A 24,616-nucleotide genomic window follows, 5' to 3' on the forward strand; every position below is an offset into this window, starting at 1 on the left:
CCGACCACCGCTCCGCGACCACCGAATGCACGGCCCTCCCGATCGGGGAGCCGCTCCTCCACCACCACACCGCGGGCCAGCGACGTCCCGATCCGCTACGACTCTCGTGAGGACGGTCCCCATGGCTCCCGTTCAGCCCTCGACCCGTGTCCCCGCCGTGCCGTTCCTCGGCACTCCGCCCGCGCAGGGGATGTACGACCCGGCGGCGGAGAAGGACGCCTGCGGTCTCGCCATGGTCGCGACCATGCGCGGCACGGCGGGCCACGACATCATCGACGCCGCGCTGAACGCGTTGCGCAACCTCGAGCACCGCGGCGCCGTCGGCTCCGACGCCGGCACCGGTGACGGCGCGGGCATCATCACCCAGATCCCCGACGACTTCCTGCGCGCGGTCGCGGCCGTCGAGCTGCCCCCGGTCGGGCAGTACGCGGTCGGCAACGCCTTCCTCCCCGTGGACGTCTTCGAGCGCGAGCGGGTCAAGTCGACCATCGCGGAGATCGCCCGCGAGGAGCACCTGAACGTCCTCGGCTGGCGCTCGATCCCGGTCCAGCCGGACGAGATCGGCACGCTCGCCCGCGCCGCGATGCCCGCGATCGAGCAGCTCTACGTCTCGAGCGAGCTCACCGACGCCTCCGGAGTGCCGCTCGCCGGTCTCCGCCTGGACCGCCTCACCTTCCGGCTGCGCAAGCGCGTCGAGCGCGAGCTCGAGGTGTACTTCATGTCGCTCTCGAGCCGCACCCTCGTCTACAAGGGCATGGTGACGACGCTCCAGCTCGAGCCGTTCTACCCGGACCTCTCGGACGAGCGCTTCACCTCGAAGCTCGCGCTCGTGCACTCCCGCTACTCGACCAACACCTTCCCGTCCTGGCCGCTCGCGCAGCCCTTCCGGATGATCGCGCACAACGGCGAGATCAACACCGTGCAGGGCAACCGCAACTGGATGCGCGCGCGCCAGTCGCAGCTGAGGAGCGCCGAGCTGGGCGACCTCTCGCCGCTGTTCCCGATCGTCTCGACCGGCCGCAGCGACTCCGCGTCCTTCGACGAGACCGTCGAGCTGCTCACGCTGGCCGGCCGCTCGCTGCCGCACGCGATCATGATGATGGTCCCGGAGGCGTGGGAGAACCAGGCCGCCGCGATCGACCAGAAGCGCCGCGCCTTCTACGAGTACCACTCGATGCTCATGGAGCCGTGGGACGGCCCCGCCGCGATCGTCTTCACCGACGGCGACCTCGTCGGCGCCACGCTCGACCGCAACGGCCTGCGCCCCGGCCGCTACGTCGTCACCGACGACGGCCTCGTCGTGCTCGCGAGCGAGATCGGCGTGCTCGACATCGACCCCGCGAAGATCGTCCGCAAGGGCCGGCTGCAGCCGGGCCGGATGTTCCTGGTCGACACCGAGCAGGGCCGCATCGTCGAGGACGAGGAGATCAAGGCGCAGCTGGCCGAGTCCGCGCCCTTCGACGAGTGGCTCGACAAGGGCCGCATCAACCTCAAGGACCTGCCCGAGCGCGAGCACATCGTGCACACGCCCGCGTCGGTCAACCGCCGCCAGCGCACCTTCGGCTACACGGAGGAGGAGGTGCGGCTCCTGCTGCTGCCGATGGCGAAGGCGGGCGCCGAGCCGCTCGGCGCCATGGGCTCCGACACCCCGGTCGCGGTGCTCTCCAAGCGCCCGCGGCTGCTCTTCGACTACTTCACCCAGGCGTTCGCGCAGGTCACCAACCCGCCGCTCGACTCCATCAGGGAGGAGGTCGTCACCTCGCTCCGCCTGGGTCTCGGCCCCGAGCGCAACCTGCTCTCGGCCGGTGCCGAGCACGCGCGCCAGGTCGTCCTCGACTTCCCGGTGATCGACAACGACGAGCTCGCCAAGATCCAGCACATCGCGCCGCGCCCGCTCAGCCACATCACCACGACGATCCGCGGCCTCTACCGCGTCGACGCCGGCCCCCGCGCCATGCAGGACCGCCTCGACGCCATGTGCGCCGAGGCCGACGAGGCGATCGCCGCCGGCGCGCAGTTCCTCGTGCTCTCCGACCGCGACTCCACCAAGGACCTCGCGCCGATCCCGTCGCTGCTGATGCTGGCGGCCGTGCACCACCACCTGATCCGCACCGAGAACCGGATGCGCGTCGGGCTGGTCGTCGAGGCCGGCGACGTCCGCGAGGTGCACCACGTCGCGACGCTGATCGGCTACGGCGCCTCCGCGGTGAACCCGTATCTCGCGATGGAGACCTGCGAGCAGCTCGTGCGCAGCGGCATGATCTCGGACCTCTCGCCCGAGCAGGCTGTCAAGAACGTGATCAAGGCGCTCGGCAAGGGCGTGCTCAAGATCATGTCCAAGATGGGCATCTCGACGGTGTCGAGCTACGCCGGCGCGCAGACCTTCGAGGCCGTGGGCCTCAGCCAGGTCTTCGTCGACCAGTACTTCACCGGCACCGCGTCCAAGCTCGGCGGCATCGGGATCGACGTCGTCGCCGAGGAGAACGCCGCGCGCCACCGCGCCGCGTACCCCGAGGACGGCGCGGTCGTCGCGCACGAGCGCCTCGCGGTCGGCGGCGAGTACCAGTGGCGCCGCGACGGCGCACCGCACCTGTTCAACCCGGACACGGTCTTCCGGCTGCAGCACTCCACCCGCAACCGCCGCTACGACGTCTTCCGCGAGTACACGAAGATGGTCGACGACCAGGCGTCCTCGCTGATGACCCTGCGCGGCATGTTCTCCCTCGACACCGAGGGCCGCACGCCCGTCCCGATCGACGAGGTCGAGCCGGTCGAGTCGATCGTCAAGCGGTTCTCCACCGGGGCGATGAGCTACGGCTCCATCTCGCCGGAGGCGCACGAGACGCTCGCCATCGCGATGAACCGCCTCGGCGCGAAGTCGAACACCGGCGAGGGCGGCGAGGACACGGAGCGACTGCTCGACCCCGAGCGCCGCTCCGCGATCAAGCAGGTCGCCTCCGGCCGCTTCGGCGTCACGAGCATGTACCTGACGCACGCCGACGACATCCAGATCAAGCTCGCCCAGGGCGCCAAGCCCGGCGAGGGCGGTCAGCTGCCGCCGACCAAGGTGTACCCGTGGATCGCGCGCACCCGGCACGCCACCGCGGGCGTCGGCCTGATCTCGCCGCCGCCGCACCACGACATCTACTCGATCGAGGACCTCAAGCAGCTGATCTTCGACCTCAAGCGGGCGAACCCGAAGGCGCGCATCCACGCGAAGCTCGTCAGCCAGTCGGGCATCGGCGCGGTCGCGGCCGGCACCGCCAAGGCCCTCGCCGACGTGATCCTCGTCTCGGGCCACGACGGCGGCACCGGCGCGAGCCCCGTCAACTCGCTCAAGCACGCGGGCACGCCGTGGGAGCTCGGCCTCGCCGAGACGCAGCAGACGCTGATGCTCAACGGCATGCGCGACCGCGTCGTGGTGCAGGTCGACGGCCAGATGAAGACCGGTCGCGACGTCGTCATCGGCGCGCTGCTCGGCGCCGAGGAGTTCGGCTTCGCCACCGCGCCGCTGATCGTCGAGGGCTGCATCATGATGCGCGTCTGCCACCTCGACACCTGCCCCGTCGGCGTCGCGACGCAGAACCCGGAGCTGCGCAAGCGCTTCAACGGCAAGCCCGAGTTCGTCGTCAACTTCTTCGAGTTCATCGCGCAGGAGGTGCGCGAGTACCTCGCCCAGCTCGGCTTCCGCTCGATCGACGAGATCGTCGGCCACCGCGAGCTGCTCGACGTCAACCGCGCCATCGAGCACTGGAAGGCGAGCGGGCTCGACCTGACGCCGATCCTGGTCGGCCCGGTCTTCCGCGCCGAGGAGCCGCGCCGCCACGGCCGCGTGCAGGAGCACGAACTCGAGAAGCACTTCGACAACGAGCTGATCCGCCTCGCCGCGAACGTCCTCGACCACCGCGGCACCGTCGTGATCGACCGTGAGATCAAGAACACGGAGCGCGCGGTCGGCACGATGCTCGGCCACGAGGTGACCGTCCGCTACGGCGAGAACGGGCTGCCGGCCGACTCCATCACGGTGAACCTGCGCGGCTCGGCCGGGCAGTCGCTCGGCGCGTTCCTGCCCGCGGGCATCACGCTGCGCCTCGAGGGCGACTCGAACGACTACGTCGGCAAGGGCCTCTCCGGCGGCCAGATCGTGGTGCGGCCCGACCGCCGCAGCACTTTCGACGCCTCGGCGAACGTCATCGCCGGCAATGTGATCGGCTACGGCGCGACGCAGGGCACGATGTTCATCCGCGGGATGGTCGGCGAGCGCTTCCTCGTCCGCAACTCCGGCGCGACGGCGGTCGTCGAGGGCGTGGGCGACCACGCGCTCGAGTACATGACCGGCGGACTCGCCGTCATCCTCGGCGGGACCGGCCGCAACCTCGGCGCCGGGATGTCGGGCGGGACCGCCTACATCCACGACCTGCGGCGCGAGCTCGTCAACCGCGACGCGATCGCCACGGGCGAGCTGACGCTCTCCGAGCTCGGCAGCGCCGACGTGGAGATCCTGCGCGACCTGCTCGAGCGGCACGTCGCCGAGACCGAGTCGACCCTGGCCCAGGGGATGCTCGACGATTTCGACGGAACCGTCTCGCGTTTCGTCAAGGTACTGCCCCGCGACTTCGCCGCGGTGCTCGCGACGCGAGCATCCGCCGTGGAGGAGGGGCTCGACCCCGACGGCGACGTCGTCTGGGGACGGATTCTGGAGGTGACCGGTGGCTGATCCCAAGGGATTCCTGAAGGTGCAGGACCGGGAGCTGCCCAAGCGGCGCCCGGTGTCCGTGCGGCTGATGGACTGGAAAGAGGTGTACGAGCAGGGCGACACCGCCGTGCTGCGCCGGCAGGCCGGCCGCTGCATGGACTGCGGCATCCCGTTCTGCCACAAGGGCTGCCCGCTCGGGAACCTGATCCCCGAGTGGAACGACCTGATGTGGCGCGGCGAGGGCCGCCAGGCGATCGAGCGCCTGCACGCGACGAACAACTTCCCGGAGTTCACCGGCCGCCTGTGCCCGGCGCCCTGCGAGTCGTCCTGCGTGCTGGGCATCAACCAGCCCGCGGTCACGATCAAGCAGATCGAGGTCTCGATCATCGATCAGGCCTTCGGCAACGACTGGGTGCAGCCGCACCCGCCGGAGCGCCTGACCGGCAAGACGGTCGCCGTCGTCGGCTCCGGCCCCGCCGGTCTCGCCGCCGCGCAGCAGCTCACCCGCGCCGGCCACACCGTCGCGGTCTACGAGCGCGACGACCGCATCGGCGGCCTCCTGCGCTACGGCATCCCGGACTTCAAGATGGAGAAGAAGCACCTCGAGCTGCGTCTGAACCAGATGAAGGCCGAGGGCACCCGCTTCCGCGCGGGCGTCGACATCGGCACGGACATCACCTGGGACGACCTGCGCGCGCGCTACGACGCCGTCGTGGTCGCGACCGGCGCGATGGTCCCGCGCGACCTGCCGATCCCCGGCCGCGATCTGGCGGGCGTGCACTTCGCCATGGAGTACCTCGTCCAGTCCAACCACGCCATCGCGGGCGACCGCGTCTTCGAGCAGATCTCGGCGGAGGGCAAGCACGTCGTCGTCCTCGGCGGCGGCGACACCGGCGCCGACTGCATCGGCACCGCGCACCGCCAGAAGGCGGCCTCGGTCACCAACCTCGCGATCGGCACCCAGCCGCCGTCACAGCGGCCGGACAGCCAGCCCTGGCCGATGGACCCGACGGTCTTCGAGGTCTCCAGCGCCCACGAGGAGGGCGGCGAGCGCATGTTCCTCGCCTCCACGGTCGAGTTCCTCTCGAACGAGGTCGGCGAGGTCCGCGCCGTCCGCGTGGCGGAGACCGAGTACCTCGACGGACGCCGCGTGCCCAAGGCGGGCACCGAGCGCGAGATCCCGGCCGACCTGGTCCTCCTGGCCCTGGGCTTCACCGGCCCGGAGTCGGAGCACCTCGCCGGCCAGCTCGAGGTGCCCTTCACGGACCGCGGCAACGTGGTCCGCGGCGACCGCTTCGAGACCAGCGTCCCCGGTGTCTTCGTCGCGGGCGACGCCGGGCGCGGCCAGTCGCTCATCGTCTGGGCGATCGCCGAGGGCCGCTCCGTCGCGGCCGAGATCGACCGCTACCTCGAAGGCACGACCCAGCTGCCCGCACCCGTCGGGCCCAACGACCGGGGCTTCACGCTCTAGTCCCGCGGACGCGATAGTCTTCGCGCGCCAGCTTCACAGCTCACCCTCCCCGCTATCGACGCGCCCGCGGGCGCAGAACAACGGAGCACCCCCTCAATGAGACGAGCGAAAATCGTCGCCACCCTCGGCCCGGCAACGTCGTCGTACGAGACCATTCGTGCGATCATCGACGCCGGCGTGGACGTGGCCCGCATGAACCTCAGCCACGGCAGCTACGACGTCCACGAGGGCGTCTACCGCCTCGTGCGGAAGGCCGCCGAAGACTCCGGACGCGCCGTCGCGATCATGGTCGACCTGCAGGGCCCGAAGATCCGCCTCGGCAAGTTCGAGGGCGGCCCGTACCCCCTCGCCGAGGGCGACGTCTTCACCATCACCACCGAGGACGTCCTCGGCACCAAGGAGCTCTCGGGCACCACGTTCAAGGGCCTGCCCGACGACGTGAACCCGGGTGACATGCTCCTGATCGACGACGGCAAGGTCGCGGTCCGCGTCACGGCCGTCGAGGGCCCCCGCGTGATCACCGAGTGCGTCGTCCCCGGCAACATCTCGAACAACAAGGGCATCAACCTGCCCGGCGTCGCGGTCAACGTGCCCGCGCTGTCGCAGAAGGACGAGGACGACCTCCGCTGGGCGATCCGCCTCGGCGCGGACATCATCGCGCTGTCCTTCGTGCGCAACGCGAGCGACATCGTCCGCGTGCACGAGATCATGGCGGAGGAGGGTCGGAAGGCCCCGGTCATCGCCAAGATCGAGAAGCCGCAGGCCGTCGACAACCTGCAGGAGATCATCGACGTCTTCGACGGCATCATGGTCGCCCGCGGCGACCTCGGCGTCGAGCTGCCCCTCGAGGCCGTGCCGATCGTGCAGAAGCACGCCGTCGAGCTCGCCCGCCGCTGGGCCAAGCCCGTCATCGTCGCCACCCAGATGCTCGAGTCGATGATCGAGAGCCCGCGCCCCACCCGCGCCGAGGCCTCCGACGTCGCCAACGCGATCCTCGACGGAGCCGACGCGGTCATGCTCTCCGGCGAGACCAGCGTCGGTGCCTGGCCGGTCGTCACCGTCCAGACCATGGCGCGCATCGTCGAGTCCACCGAGGAGCACGGGCTCGAGCGGATCCCCCCGCTCGGCAGCAAGCCGCGCACCCAGGGCGGCTCCGTCACCCTCGCCGCCGCCGAGGTCGCCGAGTTCGTCGAGGCGAAGTTCCTCTGCGTCTTCACCGAGTCCGGCGACTCCGTCCGCCGCATGACGCGCCTGCGCCACGGCATCCCGATCATCGGCTTCACCCCCGAGACCTCGGTCCGCCGCCGCATGGCGCTCAACTGGGGCGTCCAGTCCTACGTGACGCCGCGCGTGAACCACACCGACGCGATGTTCGCCCAGGTCGACGCCGTCCTCCTCCGCGAGGGCCTCGCCAAGGCCGGCGACACCGTCGTCGTCGTCTCCGGGTCGCCCCCCGGACGCGCCGGCACCACCAACGACATGCGCGTGCACGTCGTCGGCTCCTCCAGCTCCTCGGAGCCGGTGGAGAACTGGGACCACTGAGTTCCTGCAGAAGGGCCCGGTCGCACAGCGACCGGGCCCTTCTGCGACGGACTCCTCGTTCCTCGTCGTCCGTCGGCGGTCGGCTTCGCGACGGGGTGCGCGGGGAGGAGCCGGTCGCGTTCCGGGTACGACGATCCGCTGCCACGCGGATCGCCGGTGACCCTGCGAGGGGGCGCGGCCCCTGCGGGGCGCGGCTTCGCCGGGACTCGGGCAGCGTGTCCCGCTGCTCGAGCCGCCGCGAGGCACACGCTGCTCGACCCGCTGCGAAGCCCACGCTGCTCGACCCTCCGCGAGGCACACGCTGCTCGATCCATGCTGGTCGAGTAGCCGCGCAGCGGCGTATCGAGACCCACGCTGACCGAGCGGCGGTCTGCACGGGCCGCGGCCCCTGCGGGGCGCGAGCCACCACTCGCCGGCTCCTAGCGCGGAGCGGCCCCCTCATGCTGATCGACCGAGCGCGCAGCGGCCCCCTCATGCTGGTCGAGTAGCCGCGCAGCGGCATATCGAGACCCGCGCTGACCGACCAGCCGCGGAGGCCACGCTGATCGACTCATGCTGGTCGAGTAGCCGCGGAGCGGCGTATCGAGACCCACGCTGATCGAGCTGCCGCCGCAGAGGGAGGCCGCGCGCGAGCGAGCGGGGCCTGCGGCCGCGGTCCGGGAGGCCCGGCCGCCCGCGCTAGCGTGGGGGGATGCGACTCGGCGTGCTCGACATCGGCTCCAACACGGTCCATCTGCTGCTCGTCGATGCGCACCCGGGAGCGCGGCCCGTGCCGTACCGGTCGCACAAGCGCAGCCTCGCGCTGGTCGCGTACCTCGACGCCGCGGGCGACATCACCGAGGAGGGGCAGCGCGAGCTGATCTCCTTCGTCGCCGAGGCGCACGAGGTCGCCCGCCGCCACCGCGCGGAGGACCTGCTCGCCTTCGCCACGTCCGCGATCCGCGAGGCCGGCAACGGCGCCGCGGTGCTCGAGCGCGTCCGCGCCGAGACCGGCGTCCACCTGCAGGAGCTCGGCGGCGAGGCCGAGGCCTCCGCGACCTTCCTGGCCGTCCGCCGCTGGTTCGGCTGGGGTGCGGGCTCGATCCTCGACCTCGACATCGGCGGCGGCTCCTTCGAGCTGTCGATGGGCGTCGACGAGGTCCCCGAGCTCGCCGTCTCCGTGCCGCTCGGCGCCGGACGCGTGACCCGCGACCTCCTCGACGGCGACCCCGCCTCCGCCACGAGCGTCAAGGCCGCCCGCCGCCACGCGCGCGACGTGCTCGCCGAGCCTGTCCGCTCCTTCCTGGCCCTCGGGACCCCCGACCTGGTCGCCGGGACCTCGAAGACCTTCCGCTCCCTCGCCCGCATCGCCGGTGCCGCCCCGAGCGCCGCCGGCCCGCTCGCGCGCCGCGAGCTGCACCTGGTCGACCTGCGGCTCTGGTCCTCCCGGCTCGCCGCGATCAGCGCGGCCGACCGCTCCGCGCTGCCGGGCGTCTCGACGCTCCGCGCGCCGCAGCTGCTGGCCGGCGCGCTCGTCGCCGAGGCGGCGATGGAGGCCCTGCACATCGAGACGCTGGTGATCTGCCCGTGGGCGACCCGCGAGGGGCTGATCATCCGCCGCTTCGAGCTGCTCGACGCGCAGCTGCAGCGGGACGAGCCTCAGCTGAGCGTGATGCTGTAGGAGAACGCCCGCTGCTCGCCCGGCGCCAGGACGAACTGCCGCGGCTTGTCGACGATGTCGCCGTCCCAGCCCTCCGGCGTCGGGATGCTCCGCCACGGCTCCACGCAGACGAACGGCGCGCCGACCGGCTTCCAGACGCCGACGACGTCGAAGTCACCCGTGTCCACCGCGATCGAGCGGGCGCCGTCGGCCTCGAGCGTCAGCGTCCGGCGGCGCGGCTCGTCGAAGATCAGCACGCCGTCCTCGAAGTGAGCGTCGTCCACCGCGAGCACGCCGTCCTCGAGCGGCGCCGGGTGGCGCTCGGCGACGAGCAGGTTCTCGGGAGCCCGGCGGAAGCCCTCCGGCTCGGCCTGCGCGAAGCGGATCCGGTGCCCGCCCGTCGCCCCCGGCAGCGGCAGCGCGAAGGCGGGGTGGTTGCCCACCGAGGCACCGAGCGGCTCCGTGCCGCGGTTCTCGACGGTCTGCGTGATCCGCAGGGTCGAGCCCGTCACCGCGTAGGCGATCAGCAGGGTCCAGTCGAAGGGGAAGACCGCGCGGGTCGCCTCGTCGCTGCGCAGGCGGAAGACGGCCTCGTCCCCGCCGACGCCGGTCAGCTCGAAGACGCGATCGCGAGCGAAGCCGTGCTGGCCCATCGCGTAGTCCTCGCCGCCGTGGTGCAGGGTGTCGCCCGGCAGCCTCCCGATGATCGGGAAGAGCACGGGGGCGTGGCGGCGCCACTCCGGGCCGGCCTGCCAGAGGTACTCGCGGTTCGCGTCGTCGCGGAGCGAGGTCATCTCGGCCCCGGCGGTCGTCAGGGCCACGCGGAGCTCGTCGCTGCCGATCGTGAGGACGGTGGGGGCGGGGGAGTCGTTGCTGCTCATCCTCCGATTCTGCCGCCGTCGGGTGTCCGCGCGCTGACCCCGTTCGGCCGCGGCGTGCGGGGCGCTGCCCCTCGGGCGACGCGGCCGGTGTCGGAGCGGCGTGACAGCATGGGGCGATGCCTCCCGAGAACTCCGCCGCCTCCTGGCGCGCCCGCGTGGGCGAGCTCAGCGGCGGCGGCGATGCCCGCGAGGCGGCCCCGCCGCTCACCCCGATCGGCCTGCAGTTCGAGCTGCGCCGCCTCGTCCGGCGCGCCGACGACCCGTGGCGGGCCCCGACGAGCGAGCGCGTGACCAGCGCCGGCTACGACCCCGCCGATCGCGACGACCACCGCCTCGCCACCCGGCCCGTCGTGCCCGGTCGCGGCGGTGCCTGGAACCGCTCGACGCTCACCTGGAAGTCGCTGAACTTCCAGACCCACCGGCTCTCGCTCGACCCGGCGCACCAGCGCTGGTTCGCCGAGTTCGCCGCGCTGCACCGGGCGACGCGGACCGTGCACCTCGGGCAGGACCCCGACTGGATCCACCTCGACGACTACGAGAGCCCGCTGCTCTGGCGCCTGCTCGAGCAGGCGGAGGGCCTGCGCATCCCGCTGCTGAGCACAGGGACCGGGTCGATCGCGCGCGCCGCTGCCGCGCACGTCGCCCTCGTCGCCGCCGATCGCGCGGGTGCCCTCGAGCTCGCGCCCGTGCTCCGGCTCGACGTCGGCGAGCGGCCGCTCGAGACCGCCCGACCGATCGCGCGGCACGGCGTCTACCTGGTCGAGGCGGGCGACCCCACGGCGCTGCTGCTCGCGCCGACGCCGCAGCCGCTCGACGACGAGGAGCTGCGGCTCCTGCGCCATCCCGAGGCGGCGAGCGTGCCGGTGGAGGACGTGCCCGAGTTCCTGGAGGATCACCTGCCCCCCCTGCGCGCCCGGATCGCCGTGCGGAGTGCGGACGGCGGGATCGAGCTCGACGAGCCGGAGCCGCCGCGGCTCGTCTGCACGGTCTCCTTCGAGCCGCGCCGCGTCGTCCGGGTCGGCTGGCACTGGCGCCGCGCCGCGGACCGCGCCCGCGAGCTCGACGGCGCGGGCGACGACGCGCTCGAGGTGTCGATCCTTCGCCGTGCCCGCACCGTCCTGGCCGCGGCGCAGTCCGACGTCGTCCCCGACCTCGAGAAGCCGGCCCTGCTGCGCGGCGCGGCGGCGGCGGTGTTCGTCGTCGAGCAGCTGCCCCTCCTCGAGGGCGTCGGCGGCGTGCGGATCGAGCGCGAGGGCGTCCCGCCGGACTACCGGATCCTGAACGGACCGCTGACCCTGACCCTCACCGCCGTCGACACCGAGAGCGCCGACTGGTTCGACCTCGGCGTCGTCGTCACCATCGGCGACGCCAGCGTCCCCTTCGGCCCGCTCTTCCGCGCGCTCGCGACCGGCGGCGACCGCGTCCGCCTCGTCGACCACTCCTACCTCTCGCTCGCGCACCCCGGTCTCGACCGGCTGCGCGAGCTGCTGAACCGCGCCGACGAGCTGGAGGAGTGGGAGACCGGCCCGCGGATCGGCCGGCACCAGACCGCGCTATGGGAGGAGCTCGACGAGCTCGCCGACGCGAGCGTCGCCTCCGACGCCTGGAAGGACGTGCTCGCGACCGCCCTGGCCGCCGGCGCCCCGGTCGACGTCGCACCGCCGGCCGGGCTGGCGGGCGAGCTGCGCTCGTACCAGCGCGAGGGCTACTCCTGGCTCGTGCACCGCCGCCGGCACGGGCTCGGCGGGATCCTCGCCGACGACATGGGACTCGGCAAGACGCTGCAGGCCCTCGCGATGATGCTGCAGGCGGTCGAGGAGGCGCGCGCCGCCGGTGGCCGCGCCGCGCCGTTCCTCGTGGTCGCGCCCACCTCGGTGCTGCCCGGCTGGCTGTCCGAGGCGGCCCGCTTCGCCCCCTCGCTCCGGGTCGCGGCGGTGACCAGCTCCCGCGACGGACGCGGGGACACCCTCGCGGCCCTGCCGCCCGACGTGGACGTCGTGGTCACGAGCTACGCCGTGCTCCGGCTGGTCGGCGAGCAGTGGGCCGAGCGGAGCTGGTCGGCGCTCGTGCTCGACGAGGCGCAGTTCGTCAAGAACCCGTCCTCGCAGGCGCACAGGGCCGCCCGCGGCGTCGGAGCGCCGATCACGCTCGCGCTCACCGGCACGCCGCTCGAGAACTCGCTCGACGAGCTGTGGGCGGTCCTCGCGCTCACCGCTCCCGGTCTGCTGCCGTCGCTGCGGCGGTTCCGCGAGGAGTTCACCCGCCCGATCCTGCACGCCGACGACCCGGTCGGCATCGCCTCGCCCGACCTGTCGGAGGGCCGCACGATCGCGCACGCCGAGGGTGCGCGACGGCGCCTGGACCGGCTGCGGCACCGGATCCGCCCGTTCCTGCTGCGCCGGACGAAGGAGGCGGTCGCACCCGAGCTGCCCGAGAAGCAGGAGCAGACCCTCGAGGTGACCCTCTCCGCGAGCCACCGCGTGCTGTACGACGGCTATCTCCAGCGCGAGCGGCGGAAGCTCCTCGGACTCGTCGAGGACCTCGACCGCCAGCGCTTCACGGTGTTCCGCTCCCTCACGCTGCTCCGCCTGCTCGCGCTCGACGCGTCGCTGGTGGACCCGTCCTACCGCCACGTCCCCTCGGCCAAGCTCGACGCGCTCCTCGAGCAGCTCGACGACGTCCTGGCCGAGGGGCGCCGCGCGCTCGTGTTCAGCACCTTCACCTCGTACCTCGAGCGGGCGGCCGAGCGGCTGAGGCGGCGTGGGATCCCGTTCGTCCAGCTCGACGGCTCGACGCGGGACAGGGCGGCGGTCATCGACGAGTTCCGCTCCGGCGCCGCACCGGTCTTCCTGATCAGCCTCAAGGCGGGCGGGACGGGGCTCACGCTGACGGAGGCCGACCACGTCTTCATCCTCGATCCCTGGTGGAACCCCGCGGCCGAGGCGCAGGCGGTCGACCGCGCCCACCGCATCGGCCAGGAGCGCCGCGTCAACGTCTACCGGCTGGTCGCGAAGGACACGATCGAGGAGAAGATCGTGCGGCTGAAGGAGCGGAAGGCGCGCCTGAGCACCGCCGTGCTCGACGAGGGCGAGCTGTTCGCGCAGTCGCTGACCGCGGACGACCTGCGGGAGCTGCTGGCGGAGTGATCGCGCCGCCCGACCCTGGCCCATGAAAGGGTGACGGAACGGCCAGCCGTGGCACAGGATCCGAGCGCAGACTCGGCGGATGAGCCGTCGCCGTCCCCGTCCCCGCCCCGACTGGGTCGCCGCACTCGAGACGGGGGACGACGCAGGGCTGTTCGGACCCGGCAGCGCCGTCTGGGCCGTCAACGGCGCGATGCCGACGATGGTGGCCGGGGTCCGCGCGCTGCTGATGCAGACGCTGCACGCGGGCGCCATGGCCGGCGTGCACGACCACTCCCGCTACCGCGAGGACCCGATGGGGCGCCTCGACAACACCGTGCGCTGGGTGCTCACCACCAGCTTCGGCGACACGGCCACCGCCAGCGGCGCGGCCCGCTGGGTGACCGGCGTGCACGAGCGGATCGTCGGCACGTATCACGACGCCGCCGACGTCGAGCGCTCCTACTCGGCGCAGGACCCGCGGCTGCTGCTCTGGGTGCACGACGCCTTCACGGACGCCTTCCTCGGCTCGCACCGGCTCTGGGGCGGGCCCATCCCGGGCGGACCGGACGCGTACGTCCGCGAGTGGGCCGCGTCGGGTCGTCTGCTCGGAGTCGAGAGCCCGCCGGAGAGCGTCGCCGAGCTGCGTGAGCAGCTGGCCGGATTCGCGGGGGAGCTGCGCCCGGACGAGCGCGTGCACGAGGCCGTCGACTTCCTCCGCCGGGTGAAGCTCCCGGGCGAGGCGGGCCTGATCTACCCGCTGCTCTTCGCCGGCGCCACCGCGTCGCTGTCGCGGGACGTCCGCCGACTCCTGGGCCTCCGCCGCCCCTGGTGGCCCGCCATCACCGCGACCCGCCTGCTCCTGCGCGCCCTCGAGCTGTACCTCGGCACCCTGTCGCCGAGCGAGCGGGCCGCGCGCACCCGCCTCGGCCGCCTCGCAGCGACCCGCACCGCCACCGGCTGACCCCGCCCGCGCCACCCCGCCTCCCGCTGCGCCCTCCGGCTCGCGCAATCGTCCCCGGCTCGCGGGATCCATCGATTTCCGCGGGCCGAAGTCGGTTTCGTTTGCCGAAGTCCTGGAGACGGGCCGTCGCAAACCATGTTCGGCTCGTGGATTCGTCTCCGGCTCGTGGAATCGTCTCCGGCTCGTGAAATCTGTCGATTCCCGCGTGCCGAGGGTGCTTCCACGTGCCGGAGTTCGGGCGAGAAGCCCGCGCACTCATGTTCGGCTCGTGGAATCGTCCCCGGCTCGTGAGATCTGTTGATTTCCGCGTGCCGGGGTCGATTCCGCGTGCCGGAGTTCGGGCGAGAGGCCTCCGCACCGTGTTCGGCTCGCGAGATCGTCTCCGGCTCGAGGGTTCGGCTGTTTCCCACGTGCCGAAGGTGCTTCCGCGTGCCCGAGGTCGGGCGAGGGGTCGCCGCACCGATGTCGGGCTCGTGGAATCGCCTCCGGCTCGTCAAATCTGGTGATTCCCGCGTGCCGAGGGCGCTTTCACGTGCCGGAGTTCGGGCGAGAAGCCCGCGCACTCTTGTTCGGCTCGTGGAATCGACTCCGGCTCGTCAAATCTGGTGATTCCCGCGTGCCGGGGGTGCTTTCGCGTGCCGGAGTTCGGGCGAGAAGCCTGCGCACTCTTGTTCGGCTCGCGGGATCGTCTCCGGCTCGTGGAATCAGGTGGTTCCCGCGTGCCGAGGGTGCTTTCGCGTGCCGGAGTTCTGGAGAAAGATTTCCCCACCGAGCTCTGGGTCGTGGAATCGTCTCCGGCTCGTGAGATCGGCCGTTTCCCGCGTGCCGAGGCCGATTCTGCGTGCCGGATCCGAGCACCTCAGCGGATTCGCCGGGCTTCTCGAACACCTGTCCGGGAAGTGGTAGACTGACTCCGATGTCTTCCGCTCGAGCCGCCTCCCCGCACGGGGCGGAGTCGCCCTCGGGCCCCGCATCGGCCGATCCGCGGGCACGACGCACCCGGCGCCGGGTCTTCGACGCGGTCGAGCGGCTGGTCATGCAGACCGACGGTGAGCGCGCCGAGGGCATCGCCGTCAGCGATATCGTGCGCGAGGCCGGCATCAGCCGCAGCTCGTTCTACGCGCACTTCGAGGACGCCTCGGCCGTCGCCTCGGCGCTGCTCCGCGAGGACCTCGTCGTCGCGGACGTCTCCGGGCCGGATCCGGCGGACCGCACCGGCGCCCTCGCGCTCCGCCGCGGCTACGTCCGCCTCGTCGACCGCCTCGTCGACCGGCACGCCTTCCACGCCCGGCTCCGCGCCCGCGCCTCGGCCCGCGTCGCCTCCGACGACGCCGTCCTCGACACCGTGCTGGCGCTGCACCGCGCGGTGCTCGCCCGCGTCGACGCCCCCGCCGACGTCGATCCCGAGCTGACCGCGGTCTTCGCGGCCGGCGGCGTGCTCGCCGTGGTCGGCGCCTGGCTGGCCGGCGGTCTCGACGGCACCGACGAGGAGCTCGTCGAGCAGCTCGTCGCCCTGCTCCCGCCCTGGCTGGCCGACGCGCCGCTGCGCACCCCCGGCTCCTCCCTCCCACCACTACGCCCCACGATGAAAGGCACGACATGATGACATTCGAGGTCGGCGAGACCCTGGTCTACCCGCACCACGGAGCGGTGACGATCACCGGGCTCGAGAAGCGCTCGGTCAAGGGCGTCGAGAAGACGTTCATGACGATGAACGTGCACACCAGCGAGCTCACGATCACCCTGCCCGTCGAGAACGCCGAGCTCGTCGGCGTCCGCGAGATCATCGACGACGCCGGTGTGCAGGCCGTCTACGACGTGCTCCGCAGCGACGTCGCCGAGGAGGCCAGCAACTGGTCGCGCCGCTTCAAGGCCAACCAGGAGAAGATGGCCAGCGGCAGCGTCTACCGCGTCAGCGAGGTCGTCCGCGACCTGTGGCGCCGCGAGCAGGCCGGCGGAGTCTCGGCCGGCGAGAAGCGCATGCTGCTCAAGGCCCGCCAGATCCTGGTGTCCGAGCTCTCGCTCGCGCTGAAGGCCACCGACGAGGAGGCCTCGGCCAAGCTCGACGAGGTCCTCGCCTCGGCGATCTGATCCCCTCCCGACGGCGCGTCCACCCTCCGGGGCGGGCGCGCCGTCGGCGTTCCGGCGCGGTCCCCGGGCACGGTCGCGCCCGTCCTAGGCTGGAGCGGCGGAGCACGGCCCAGCACCGCGGAGTCGAACGGAGCGCAGCCATGACCTCATCGGACGAGGCGGTCCGCGCCGCCGACGCACTCCGCGAGCTGCTGGCGCAGACCGTCGTCGAGCTCGAGCTCCGCGGGGTGCCGGACCAGGCTCTCGCCGAGCTCCGCCGACCGCGCGCGATCCTCGGCTTCCGCCGCGCTCCCGTGATGCAGCCGGTCACCCGCGCCTGGCGTCTCGGCGTCCTGCTGCTCGGGCACGACGGCGAGCTCTTCGCGACCGGCTCGGTCACGCGCTCGGTCGCCCCGCTGCACGCGAACAACCAGTCGGAGTCGCAGGAGGCGCGCCGCGCCATCCGCAAGGCGGCGTTCGACGGGCCGTTCCGCGAGGGCGAGATCGTCAACCACGGCTGGCGCCGCCTGGAGATCGATCCGGAGAGCCTCGCCGCCGGGCAGGAGCCGCTCTCGCTCCGCGGCGATCAGGCCGTCGTGCGCTGGGCTCCCGGCCTCGGCGACCAGGGCCTCATGCCGCTCGAGCGCTATCTCGCCGACCGGCTCGACCTGCTCGAGGGGGCGTAGGAGCCGTCCGGACGACACGGCCCGGACGGCTCCGCCGCGTCACTCCTCCTCGGCGACCGGGTGGAACCAGGGCGGGTAGACCGCGACGCGCGGCGAGGCGCCGCTGTTCTCGAACATCGCCTTGACCTTGTTCTTCATGGTGACCGACGGCACGCCGACGACGGCGATCTCCTCGATCGGGAAGCGGTCGGGCACGAGCGCCTCGGCGCTGCGCAGCGCGGGCTCGTCGACGAGGAGCCGGGCGAAGGTCCGCACGAGGGCGTCGCCCTCGGTGAAGCGGGTCAGGACGTGCGACGCGTCGCCGTCGCTCAGCACGGAGGCGGAGGAGAGCGAGCCCACCAGCACGACGAACTGCGAGGCGGTGGTGGTGTGCGCGCGGGGCGACCAGTGCGGGAGCACGCGCTCGCCGCGGAGGTCGGCCCAGAGCGCGGCGTCGGGGGAGAGGAAGAACGGCACATGGCCGGCGACGCTGACGCCGTCCTTCACCTGGACGGCGCGGCGGTGCTCGCGGGTCGTCTCGGCGCTGACGTCGACGGCGGGTCGCGTCTCGAGGCTCTGGTCCGCGAGGACCGCGCCGGCGGCGACGATCGCCTCGAGGTTGTCGAGGTGGGTCACGTGGTAGATGCGCTGCGCGGCGATGTCGACCTGGGGGAGCGGCTTCTCGCGGGCGGTGCCCCGGGCTGCGGCCCGCGCGGTGGCCGCGCGGGAGGTCCCCGGGACGCGCACGGGCGCGCGGGTGCGGCCCTGCGGCTCGGGCAGCTTGGCGGGGGAGCAGACGTCGCAGAGAGCGATGTCGAGACCGTGGATGCATTCTTCGGGCACGCGTGAAATCCTTCTGCGCGCGGTCTCGGGGTTCCGGCGCAAGGACGACGTTACGCGACCGCGGCGGCCCTGCACCGTCGCGGCGGTGATCCGCGGACCTCCGACGCGGGTGGCCGCGCATCGCCTGGGAGCGGGAGAGCAGCCGCGCCGGCCGCGCGTAGCGTGGGCGGGATGAAGCGCACACCCCCCGCCGAGGGACAGGAATCCGTCTGGGACTACCCGCGACCGCCCAGGGTCGAGCCGACATCGGAGCACGTCGTGGTCCGGCTCGGCGGGGTGGTCGTCGCCGACACCCGCGAGGCGTTCCGCGTCCTCGAGACCAGTCACCCACCCGTCTACTACCTGCCTCGCTCCGCCTTCGCCGACGGCGCGCTCGAGCCCGCGCCGGGCCGCAGCATCTGCGAGTTCAAGGGCGCCGCCTCCTACCTCACCGTCCGCGGCGGCGGAGCGGTCGCCGAGTCCGCGGGCTGGATCTACCCCGACCCGATGCCCGGCTTCGAGCAGCTCGTCGACACGGTCGCGCTCTACCCGGGCCGGATGGAGTCCTGCACCGTGGACGGCGAGACCGTGCAGCCGCAGCCCGGCGACTTCTACGGCGGCTGGATCACCTCGCGGGTGGTCGGCCCGTTCAAGGGCGCCCCGGGCACGATGTTCTGGTGAGCGTCCCCGGGCCCGGTCGTAACGCCGGGTAACCGCTCGACGCTCCGTCCGCCTCCTCTGCCACCGTGGTGCCCACTGCCCCGGGTGCGGGCACGAGGAGGCGGATCATGGCGGAGGACGAGCGCGAGCGCGAGGACGGCTGGGGCTTCTCGACGCGGCAGCTGCACGCGGGAGCGGTGCCGGAGGCGCTGCACGCCCGGCGCACCCCGGTCTATCTGACGGCAGGCTTCAGCTTCGACTCGTTCGACGAGGCGCGCGAGCGCTTCGCGGGCGCCGACGGCTACACCTACACGCGGGTCGGCAACCCGACCACCGATGCGGTCGAGCGCCGCCTCGCCGCGCTCGAGGGCGGGGTCGAGGCGCTCCTGGTCGGCAGCGGTCAGGCGGCCGTCTCGGTCGCCCTGCTCGCCCTCGTCTCCGCCGGCGACCACGTCGTCGCCGCCGCCAGCCTCTACGAGGGCACGCGCAACCTCCTGCTGGAGAACCTCGCCCGGCTCGGCGTGACGACCACATTCGTCGAGGACGCGGACGACCCGCTCGCCTGGGCGGCCGCCTTCACGCCGCGCACCCGCGCCGTGCTGGTCGAGTCGATCCCGAATCCGCGCAACGACGTCGTCGACATCGGGCTCGTCGCCGACGCGGCCCACCGGGCCGGCGTCCCCGTCGTGGTCGACAACACCTTCGCGACCCCGTACCTGCTCCGCCCGCTGGAGCACGGCGCCGACGTGGTCGTGCACTCGGCGAGCAAGTTCCTGGCCGGTCACGGCGCCGTGATCGCCGGCGTGATCGTGGACGGCGGCCGCTTCGACTGGCGCAACCACGCATACCCGCACCTCGCGGCGGCGATCGAGCGCGGCGGCGACCCCGAGCGCGCCTTCATCGACTACGCGCGCCACGTCGTGGCGGGGCGGCTGGGGCCGACCGTCTCGCCGCTCACTGCCTTCCTCCTCGATCAGGGACTGGAGACGCTGTCGCTCCGCGTCCGCCACCAGTCGCGCAGCGCCCTTGTCGTCGCCCGCTGGCTGGAGTCGCGGCCCGAGGTCGCCGGCGTCGACTACAGCGGACTCGCGTCGAGCCCGTCGCACGCCCTCGCCCGACGCCTGCTGCCGCTCGGGCAGGGCTCGGTCTTCTCCTTCACCCTCCGCGGCGGCCAGGAGGCGGCCCGCCGCTTCTCCGACGCCCTCGGCCTCTTCACCCGGATGACCCACCTCGGCGACGTCCGCTCGCTCGTCCTGCACCCGGCGTCGACCACGCACGTCGGCCGCACGCCCGAGCAGCTCGCGGCGGCGGGGATCGGCCCCGGTCTGCTGCGGCTGTCGATCGGCATCGAGGACGTCGAGGACCTGCTCGCCGACCTCGAGCGCGGGCTGCGCGCGTCCGCCGTGCGCCCGCTGCTGCTGGCGGAGGCGTCGTGAGCCGGCCGCAGCACTTCGCCTGGTTCCTCTCCCGCGGCTTCGGCCCGCAGGCCTGGGGGCAGCCCGGCTGGGAGTGGGATCACTCCTGGACGACGCCCGAGGTCTACCGCCGCGGCGCCCGCGAGCTCGAGCAGGCCGGCTTCGACCTGGTGATCATCGAGGACGCGCTCTCGCTCGGGAACGCGAGCACCCTCGACCTCCGCATCCGGCGCGCCTACGGCGGCCCCAAGCACGACCCGCTGCTGCTCGCGCCCTCGCTCTTCGAGGCGACGCAGCACCTCGGCGTCGCGCCGACCGTGAACCCGATGGCGTACAGCCCGTACCAGGCGGCCCGGCAGTTCGCGACGCTGCAGCACCTCAGCGGCGGGCGGCTCGGACTCAACGTGGTGACGGACGTGGGCAGCAGCCGGCACTTCGGCCTCGAGCCGCTGGCGCACGACGGCGCCTACGACCGGGCGCACGAGTGGCTGGACTCGCTCCGCGAGCTCTGGCGCAGCTGGCAGGACGGCGCGCTGATCCAGGACGCGGCGACCGGCCGCTTCGCCGACGGCGGCCGGCTCGACGCGCTCCGGCACCGGGGAGCGCACTACTCGTTCGACGGTCCGCTGAACGCGCTGCCGTTCGGCGCCGCCTCCGCCGCGGGGGCGGCGTCCGGCCCGGGCGAGCCCGTCATCGTTTCCCCGGGCGGATCGCCGCGCGGCATCGACTTCGCCGGCGCTCAGTCCGAGATCCAGCTGGCCCTCGCCCCGCTCGACGCGGCGAGCGTCCGCGCCTACCGCGAGCGGGCCCGGACCGCCGCCGCCGCGCACGGCCGCGACCCGGACGACCTCACGATCCTCTTCGTCGTCAAGCCGATCATCGTGTCGAGCCGGGAGGAGGCGCAGCGCCTCGTCGACGCCTCCGCGCACCCCGACGACGCGGCACTGCTCACCGCGGCCGCCGCCTGGTCCAGCGATCTCGAGACGGACCTCACCGCGCTCGACCTCGACCGGCCGATCGACCCGTCCGTCTTCGGCGAGCACGTCTCGCGCGGCAGCATCGCCGGCCTGTACGGCGGCGCGGACGCCGACGCCCCGCTGCGCGCACTGCTCACCGCTAAGGCGCGCCTCGGGCTGATCGCCGAGGGGCGCGGAGCTGTGGGCACGGCGGAGGAGGTCGCGGACGTCGTCCAGGAGCTCGGCGACGACGCGGACAACGACGGCGTCGCGTTCTCGGGCGACTTCCACCCGGTCACGCTGCACCGGATGCTCGACGAGCTGGTGCCGATCCTGCGCCGACGCGGGATCCTGCGGCGGGAGTACCCGGGCGGCGGGCTGCGCGGGAGCCTCGCGGAGTTCTGACCGGCTCGCGCCCGGGCCGGTCGGAGGCCGAGCGGCCGAGCGGGCGAACGTCAGGCGGTCGGGCCGGGCTCGGCGATCAGCAGCGCCCGGGCCGCGTCGAGGCCGGACACCTCGAGCGCCCACTCCGGGCGGCGGAACGTCCGGGGCGTGACGCGGAAGCGGGTCTCCTCGACGGCGACCCCGTCGGCGCCGACCGTCCGCTGCGTGCCGTTGGTCTCGTAGCCGAGCGCCGTCGACACCCCGATCGAGGCGGCGTTCCACGCGAGCGCGCTGCTCTCCGCCACCTCGGCGCCCAGGTTGTCGAAGGCGAGCAGCAGCGCGGCCGCCCGCATCTCCCGCCCGAGTCCGCGGCCCTGCGCCGAGCGCGTCAGCCAGGAGCCCGAGGACACCGTGCGACGCGCCGCGAACTCGTCGGCGAGGAGGTCCTGGCAGCCGATCACGGCGCCGTCCTCGACGATCGCGAAGGCGACGCGCCACGAGTCCGGCCGGGTCGCCGCGCGGAGCGACCACTGGTACCGGGCGAGATCAGCGGGCAGCCGCTCGGCCGGGACCTGGGCCCACGCCGCCGGGAAGGGCGAGCGTCCCGGCTCGTGGATCCCCGCGACGGCCGCGGCCGCGAGGCCCGGCAGATCGCCGTCGCGAACGGGATGCAGCTCGAGGCGGGGCGTGCGCAGCACGAGGGAGAAGAGCGGCCAGGCCGCGGAGGCGTCGTTCATCCGACGACGCTAGCGAACGCCCGGCGCGGGGAGGGCCGCCGCCGCACCGCGCACGCCCACTCCGGTACCGGTGGTGGGACTCGAACCCACAAGCCCTCTCGGACAGAGCATTTTGAGTGCCCCGCGTCTGCCATTCCGCCACACCGGCTCATCACGAGCCTGTCGAGAATACCGTAGGCTCTTCGGCGTGACAGACCAGGAAACTCCGCCGACCGCACCCCGTCGGGTCGTCGTCGCCGAGGACGAATCGCTCATCCGCATGGACATCGTGGAGATCCTCCGCGACAACGGCTTCGAGGTCGTCGGTGAGGCGGGCGACGGCGAGACGGCCGTGGCCCTCGCCACCGAGCTGCGCCCCGATCTGGTGATCATGGACGTCAAGATGCCCCAGCTCGACGGCATCTCGGCGGCCGAGCGCCTCTCGAAGGCGCACATCGCCCCCGTCGTCCTGCTGACCGCGTTCAGCCAGAAGGAGCTGGTCGAGCGCGCGAGCGAGGCCGGCGCTCTGGCCTACGTCGTCAAGCCGTTCACGCCGAACGACCTGCTGCCGGCGATCGAGATCGCCCTCTCCCGCTACGCGCAGATCCTCACCCTCGAGGCCGAGGTCGCCGACATGGTCGAGCGCTTCGAGACCCGCAAGCTCGTCGACCGGGCCAAGGGCCTGCTCAACGAGAAGATGGGCCTCTCCGAGCCCGAGGCGTTCCGCTGGATCCAGAAGGCGTCGATGGACCGCCGCCTGACGATGCACGACGTGGCGCAGGCGATCATCGAGCAGCTCAGCCCCAAGAAGTAGGGCGGCGGCGGCCCGAGGGCCGCGCCGTCACGGCCAGAGGCGGGTGCGCTCCCACGGGGAGCCGCCCGCCTCCGTCGTTCCCGCGTCCGTCGTTCCGGCCGCGGGCGCGCGGTACTCGAGGCGCGTGTGGTCCTGCTCGGCGGCGGTGGAGCCCTGCCAGAACTCGATGCGCTCGGGGACGACGCGGTAGACGGCCCAGTCGCGGTCGAGCGTCGCGGGGGAGCAGGCCACGGCCACGCCGGTCTGCAGCGTCACCAGGTCGAAGTCCTCGGCGCGCTTCATCGGCTCGCTCTGCCGGCCGACGAGCAGCGCCGTCCGCGCCGTCTCCGAGCGCCGCTGGAAGTCCTTCGCCGACTCGTCGGCCGTGCCGCGCTCGACGCGGCCCTCCACGCGGACCTGCCGGCCCTGCACCGGCCAGAAGAAGGTGAGCGCGGCGTGCGGGTTCACCGCCATCGCGCGGCCCTTCGGGCTCGAGGCGTGGGTCGAGAACGCCCAGCCGGTGTCGTCGATGTCGCGCAGCACCAGCACGCGCGCGGACACGGTCCCGTCGTCGTCGGCGGTCGACAGCGTCGCGCCGTGAGGGAGGAGCTGGCCGGCCTCCTTCGCCTCCTCGAGCCACTGCCCGAACAGCTCGACGGGGTCCGCCGGAGCGGCCTCCGCATCGAAGTCGGGCAGCTCGGAGGGCATGGACGGCAGGGAGCGGAGCAGGTCGCGGAAGGTCACGCCCCGAGCCTAGGTCGCGCTCGGCGCCGTGTTCGGGGCTTGCGCGCGGCGCTGCCGGGGGTCGACGGCGGAACGGTGCGTCGTGCCGAGCGGCGCAGGCGCGCGACGCGCCGCTCGACCGGTCCGCCGCGCCAGACGGGCTGGTTCGCAGGGAGCCGTCGGTAGAACGGTCGAGGTCCGGCGGCAGGGCCGGACCGGGACACCGGGAGACGGACAGTGGACGACGGATCGACGCGGCAGCTGAGCGGACGCCCGAAGGTGCTCCGGGGCGCGCCCCGGACCCGTCTCGAGCTGATGGTCCTGACGACCGCCCTCGCTCTCGCCGCCCTGATCGGAGCCGTCCACCCGGAGCTGCGGACGACGCCGCCCGTCGTGCTCCTCCCGGTCGTCGTCTCCGCCCTCGTCCTGCTCCCGCGTCCCGTCCCCGTCGCGCACGACTCCTGGCTGCTGGAGCGGATCGCTCCGCGCACGGCGCTCGTCGCCTGCTGCGCAGCGCCGGCGATCGGCGTGGCGGGAGCGCTCCTGGCGGTCGCCGTGCAGTCGCCGAGGCCGCTCGTGCTCACCGCCGGCGCGGTCCTCGTCCTCGGCTTCGTCGTCGTCGCCCTCGTCCCCGCGGCGGGCCGAGGGCAGCAGTCAGTGCGCAGCGGTCAGTGCACGCCGGTCAGCGCGCGTCGCGGAGGATGTTCGTGATGCGGACCGTGCTGAGGCGGCGGCCCTGCTCGTCGCGGACGACGATCTCGTGAGTGGTGAGAGTCGAGCCGAGGTGGATCGCGTCGCAGGTCGCGATGACGTGGCCGTGCGTGATCGAGCGGCTGTGGCTCGCGTTCAGCTCGATGCCCATGGCGAGGCGGCCCGGGCCGGCGTGGACGTTGGCGGCGATCGAGCCCATCGACTCGGCGAGGACGACGTGCGCGCCGCCGTGCAGGATCCCCACCGGCTGGCGGTTGCCCTCGACGGGCATCGACGCGACCGAGTGCTGCGGGGTGAGCTCGTGCCAGACGATGCCCATCCGCTCGGCGAGCTCGCCCATGCCGCGGCCGATGCTCGCGTCGAGGTCGAGGGCCGGCGGGCGGGTC

General features: G+C 73.1%; 19 protein-coding genes and 1 tRNA gene. 14 read left to right on the forward strand and 6 right to left on the reverse strand.

The features are described from left to right. Positions 1 to 190 precede the first annotated feature (190 nt). The 4 genes from gltB to HQQ82_RS18370 all read left to right on the forward strand — a co-directional run bounded on the left by gltB (position 191) and on the right by HQQ82_RS18370 (position 9,369). On the forward strand, positions 191 to 4,717 hold the full coding sequence (gene gltB, locus HQQ82_RS18355; protein ID WP_254071666.1) for a glutamate synthase large subunit: 4,527 nt from the start codon (positions 191 to 193) through the stop codon (positions 4,715 to 4,717). Beyond that, on the forward strand, positions 4,710 to 6,167 hold the full coding sequence (locus HQQ82_RS18360; protein ID WP_173235600.1) for a glutamate synthase subunit beta: 1,458 nt from the start codon (positions 4,710 to 4,712) through the stop codon (positions 6,165 to 6,167). Before gltB ends, HQQ82_RS18360 begins: the two co-directional genes overlap by 8 nt. Positions 6,168 to 6,263: 96 nt before the next feature. Then, on the forward strand, positions 6,264 to 7,709 hold the full coding sequence (pyk, locus tag HQQ82_RS18365) for a pyruvate kinase (RefSeq protein ID WP_173235602.1): 1,446 nt from the start codon (positions 6,264 to 6,266) through the stop codon (positions 7,707 to 7,709). Positions 7,710 to 8,400: 691 nt separating this feature from the next. Beyond that, a complete protein-coding gene (locus tag HQQ82_RS18370; RefSeq protein WP_173235604.1) occupies positions 8,401 to 9,369 on the forward strand; it encodes a Ppx/GppA phosphatase family protein in 969 nt (322 codons plus the stop codon). Here the strand turns inward: HQQ82_RS18370 and HQQ82_RS18375 are convergent. Beyond that, positions 9,348 to 10,229 carry an aldose 1-epimerase family protein gene (locus HQQ82_RS18375; RefSeq protein WP_173235606.1) on the reverse strand — a complete coding sequence of 294 codons (882 nt, stop codon included), beginning with the start codon at positions 10,227 to 10,229 and terminating at the stop codon, positions 9,348 to 9,350. The two genes, HQQ82_RS18370 and HQQ82_RS18375, sit on opposite strands and share 22 nt — an antisense overlap. A 116-nt stretch (positions 10,230 to 10,345) precedes the next feature. On the opposite strand from HQQ82_RS18375, the gene HQQ82_RS18380 reads away from it, so the two are divergent. The 5 genes from HQQ82_RS18380 (at position 10,346) to HQQ82_RS18400 (ending at position 17,071) form a co-directional block, all read left to right on the forward strand. Further along, positions 10,346 to 13,375 carry a DEAD/DEAH box helicase gene (locus HQQ82_RS18380; RefSeq protein WP_173235608.1) on the forward strand — a complete coding sequence of 1,010 codons (3,030 nt, stop codon included), beginning with the start codon at positions 10,346 to 10,348 and terminating at the stop codon, positions 13,373 to 13,375. A gap of 79 nt (positions 13,376 to 13,454) precedes the next feature. After that, positions 13,455 to 14,315, forward strand: coding sequence for an oxygenase MpaB family protein (locus tag HQQ82_RS18385; protein WP_173235610.1), 861 nt, complete (start codon positions 13,455 to 13,457; stop codon positions 14,313 to 14,315). A gap of 916 nt (positions 14,316 to 15,231) precedes the next feature. After that, positions 15,232 to 15,918: a TetR/AcrR family transcriptional regulator gene (locus HQQ82_RS18390; RefSeq protein WP_173235612.1), complete on the forward strand. Its 687-nt coding sequence runs from the start codon at positions 15,232 to 15,234 to the stop codon at positions 15,916 to 15,918. After that, positions 15,918 to 16,406 (forward strand): CarD family transcriptional regulator, encoded by a 489-nt coding sequence (locus tag HQQ82_RS18395; protein WP_123446565.1) that lies wholly within the window; start codon positions 15,918 to 15,920, stop codon positions 16,404 to 16,406. Before HQQ82_RS18390 ends, HQQ82_RS18395 begins: the two co-directional genes overlap by 1 nt. A 140-nt stretch (positions 16,407 to 16,546) precedes the next feature. Next, positions 16,547 to 17,071: a hypothetical protein gene (locus HQQ82_RS18400; RefSeq protein WP_173235613.1), complete on the forward strand. Its 525-nt coding sequence runs from the start codon at positions 16,547 to 16,549 to the stop codon at positions 17,069 to 17,071. A 39-nt stretch (positions 17,072 to 17,110) separates the two neighbouring features. Here the strand turns inward: HQQ82_RS18400 and HQQ82_RS18405 are convergent, their stop codons facing one another. Continuing rightward, positions 17,111 to 17,893: a DarT ssDNA thymidine ADP-ribosyltransferase family protein gene (locus HQQ82_RS18405; protein WP_173235615.1), complete on the reverse strand. Its 783-nt coding sequence runs from the start codon at positions 17,891 to 17,893 to the stop codon at positions 17,111 to 17,113. A gap of 171 nt (positions 17,894 to 18,064) precedes the next feature. On the opposite strand from HQQ82_RS18405, the gene HQQ82_RS18410 reads away from it, so the two are divergent. The 3 genes from HQQ82_RS18410 (at position 18,065) to HQQ82_RS18420 (ending at position 21,308) form a co-directional block, all read left to right on the forward strand. Further along, positions 18,065 to 18,553 carry a DUF427 domain-containing protein gene (locus HQQ82_RS18410; protein ID WP_173235617.1) on the forward strand — a complete coding sequence of 163 codons (489 nt, stop codon included), beginning with the start codon at positions 18,065 to 18,067 and terminating at the stop codon, positions 18,551 to 18,553. A gap of 107 nt (positions 18,554 to 18,660) precedes the next feature. Next, positions 18,661 to 19,968 carry an O-acetylhomoserine aminocarboxypropyltransferase/cysteine synthase family protein gene (locus tag HQQ82_RS18415; protein ID WP_173235619.1) on the forward strand — a complete coding sequence of 436 codons (1,308 nt, stop codon included), beginning with the start codon at positions 18,661 to 18,663 and terminating at the stop codon, positions 19,966 to 19,968. After that, complete coding sequence (locus HQQ82_RS18420; RefSeq protein ID WP_173235621.1) at positions 19,965 to 21,308, forward strand: LLM class flavin-dependent oxidoreductase; 1,344 nt, start codon at positions 19,965 to 19,967, stop codon at positions 21,306 to 21,308. The genes HQQ82_RS18415 and HQQ82_RS18420 overlap by 4 nt, the downstream gene beginning before the upstream one ends. 50 nt (positions 21,309 to 21,358) lie before the next feature. Here HQQ82_RS18420 and HQQ82_RS18425 read toward each other — a convergent pair whose 3' ends face one another. Both HQQ82_RS18425 and HQQ82_RS18430 read right to left on the reverse strand, forming a co-directional pair. Further along, positions 21,359 to 22,024, reverse strand: coding sequence for a GNAT family N-acetyltransferase (locus HQQ82_RS18425; protein ID WP_173235623.1), 666 nt, complete (start codon positions 22,022 to 22,024; stop codon positions 21,359 to 21,361). Positions 22,025 to 22,089: 65 nt separating this feature from the next. Continuing rightward, a tRNA-Leu gene (locus tag HQQ82_RS18430) sits at positions 22,090 to 22,172 on the reverse strand. 39 nt (positions 22,173 to 22,211) lie between these two features. On the opposite strand from HQQ82_RS18430, the gene HQQ82_RS18435 reads away from it, so the two are divergent. Next, the gene (locus tag HQQ82_RS18435; protein ID WP_173235625.1) at positions 22,212 to 22,817 is read left to right on the forward strand and encodes a response regulator; all 606 of its coding nucleotides are present in this window, start codon (positions 22,212 to 22,214) and stop codon (positions 22,815 to 22,817) included. A 27-nt stretch (positions 22,818 to 22,844) separates the two neighbouring features. Here HQQ82_RS18435 and HQQ82_RS18440 read toward each other — a convergent pair whose 3' ends face one another. Next, positions 22,845 to 23,540, reverse strand: a complete 696-nt coding sequence (locus HQQ82_RS18440; RefSeq protein WP_173235627.1) for a pyridoxal 5'-phosphate synthase — start codon at positions 23,538 to 23,540, stop codon at positions 22,845 to 22,847. Positions 23,541 to 23,834: 294 nt separating this feature from the next. On the opposite strand from HQQ82_RS18440, the gene HQQ82_RS18445 reads away from it, so the two are divergent. Next, complete coding sequence (locus HQQ82_RS18445) at positions 23,835 to 24,230, forward strand: hypothetical protein (protein ID WP_173235629.1); 396 nt, start codon at positions 23,835 to 23,837, stop codon at positions 24,228 to 24,230. Here the strand turns inward: HQQ82_RS18445 and HQQ82_RS18450 are convergent. After that, entirely contained in the window at positions 24,202 to 24,570 is a 369-nt protein-coding gene (locus HQQ82_RS18450; RefSeq protein WP_173235895.1) for a PaaI family thioesterase, read from the reverse strand. The genes HQQ82_RS18445 and HQQ82_RS18450 overlap by 29 nt on opposite strands. Between the last annotated feature and the right edge of the window lie 46 nt (positions 24,571 to 24,616).

Origin of the sequence: Rathayibacter sp. VKM Ac-2856, assembly GCF_013205055.1 — a bacterium.
In the GTDB taxonomy this organism is placed as follows: domain Bacteria; phylum Actinomycetota; class Actinomycetes; order Actinomycetales; family Microbacteriaceae; genus Rathayibacter.

Excerpts from the sequence above, each read along its gene's own strand:
- gltB (WP_254071666.1), top strand. The coding sequence starts at position 191 with ATGTACGACCCGGCGGCGGAGAAGGACGCCTGCGGTCTCGCCATGGTC.
- pyk (WP_173235602.1), top strand. The coding sequence starts at position 6,264 with ATGAGACGAGCGAAAATCGTCGCCACCCTCGGCCCGGCAACGTCGTCG.
- HQQ82_RS18370 (WP_173235604.1), top strand. The coding sequence starts at position 8,401 with ATGCGACTCGGCGTGCTCGACATCGGCTCCAACACGGTCCATCTGCTG.
- HQQ82_RS18375 (WP_173235606.1), bottom strand. The coding sequence starts at position 10,229 with ATGAGCAGCAACGACTCCCCCGCCCCCACCGTCCTCACGATCGGCAGC.
- HQQ82_RS18380 (WP_173235608.1), top strand. The coding sequence starts at position 10,346 with ATGCCTCCCGAGAACTCCGCCGCCTCCTGGCGCGCCCGCGTGGGCGAG.
- HQQ82_RS18385 (WP_173235610.1), top strand. The coding sequence starts at position 13,455 with ATGAGCCGTCGCCGTCCCCGTCCCCGCCCCGACTGGGTCGCCGCACTC.
- HQQ82_RS18390 (WP_173235612.1), top strand. The coding sequence starts at position 15,232 with ATGTCTTCCGCTCGAGCCGCCTCCCCGCACGGGGCGGAGTCGCCCTCG.
- HQQ82_RS18395 (WP_123446565.1), top strand. The coding sequence starts at position 15,918 with ATGACATTCGAGGTCGGCGAGACCCTGGTCTACCCGCACCACGGAGCG.
- HQQ82_RS18400 (WP_173235613.1), top strand. The coding sequence starts at position 16,547 with ATGACCTCATCGGACGAGGCGGTCCGCGCCGCCGACGCACTCCGCGAG.
- HQQ82_RS18410 (WP_173235617.1), top strand. The coding sequence starts at position 18,065 with ATGAAGCGCACACCCCCCGCCGAGGGACAGGAATCCGTCTGGGACTAC.
- HQQ82_RS18415 (WP_173235619.1), top strand. The coding sequence starts at position 18,661 with ATGGCGGAGGACGAGCGCGAGCGCGAGGACGGCTGGGGCTTCTCGACG.
- HQQ82_RS18425 (WP_173235623.1), bottom strand. The coding sequence starts at position 22,024 with ATGAACGACGCCTCCGCGGCCTGGCCGCTCTTCTCCCTCGTGCTGCGC.
- HQQ82_RS18445 (WP_173235629.1), top strand. The coding sequence starts at position 23,835 with ATGGTCCTGACGACCGCCCTCGCTCTCGCCGCCCTGATCGGAGCCGTC.
- HQQ82_RS18450 (WP_173235895.1), bottom strand. The coding sequence starts at position 24,570 with ATGGGCGAGCTCGCCGAGCGGATGGGCATCGTCTGGCACGAGCTCACC.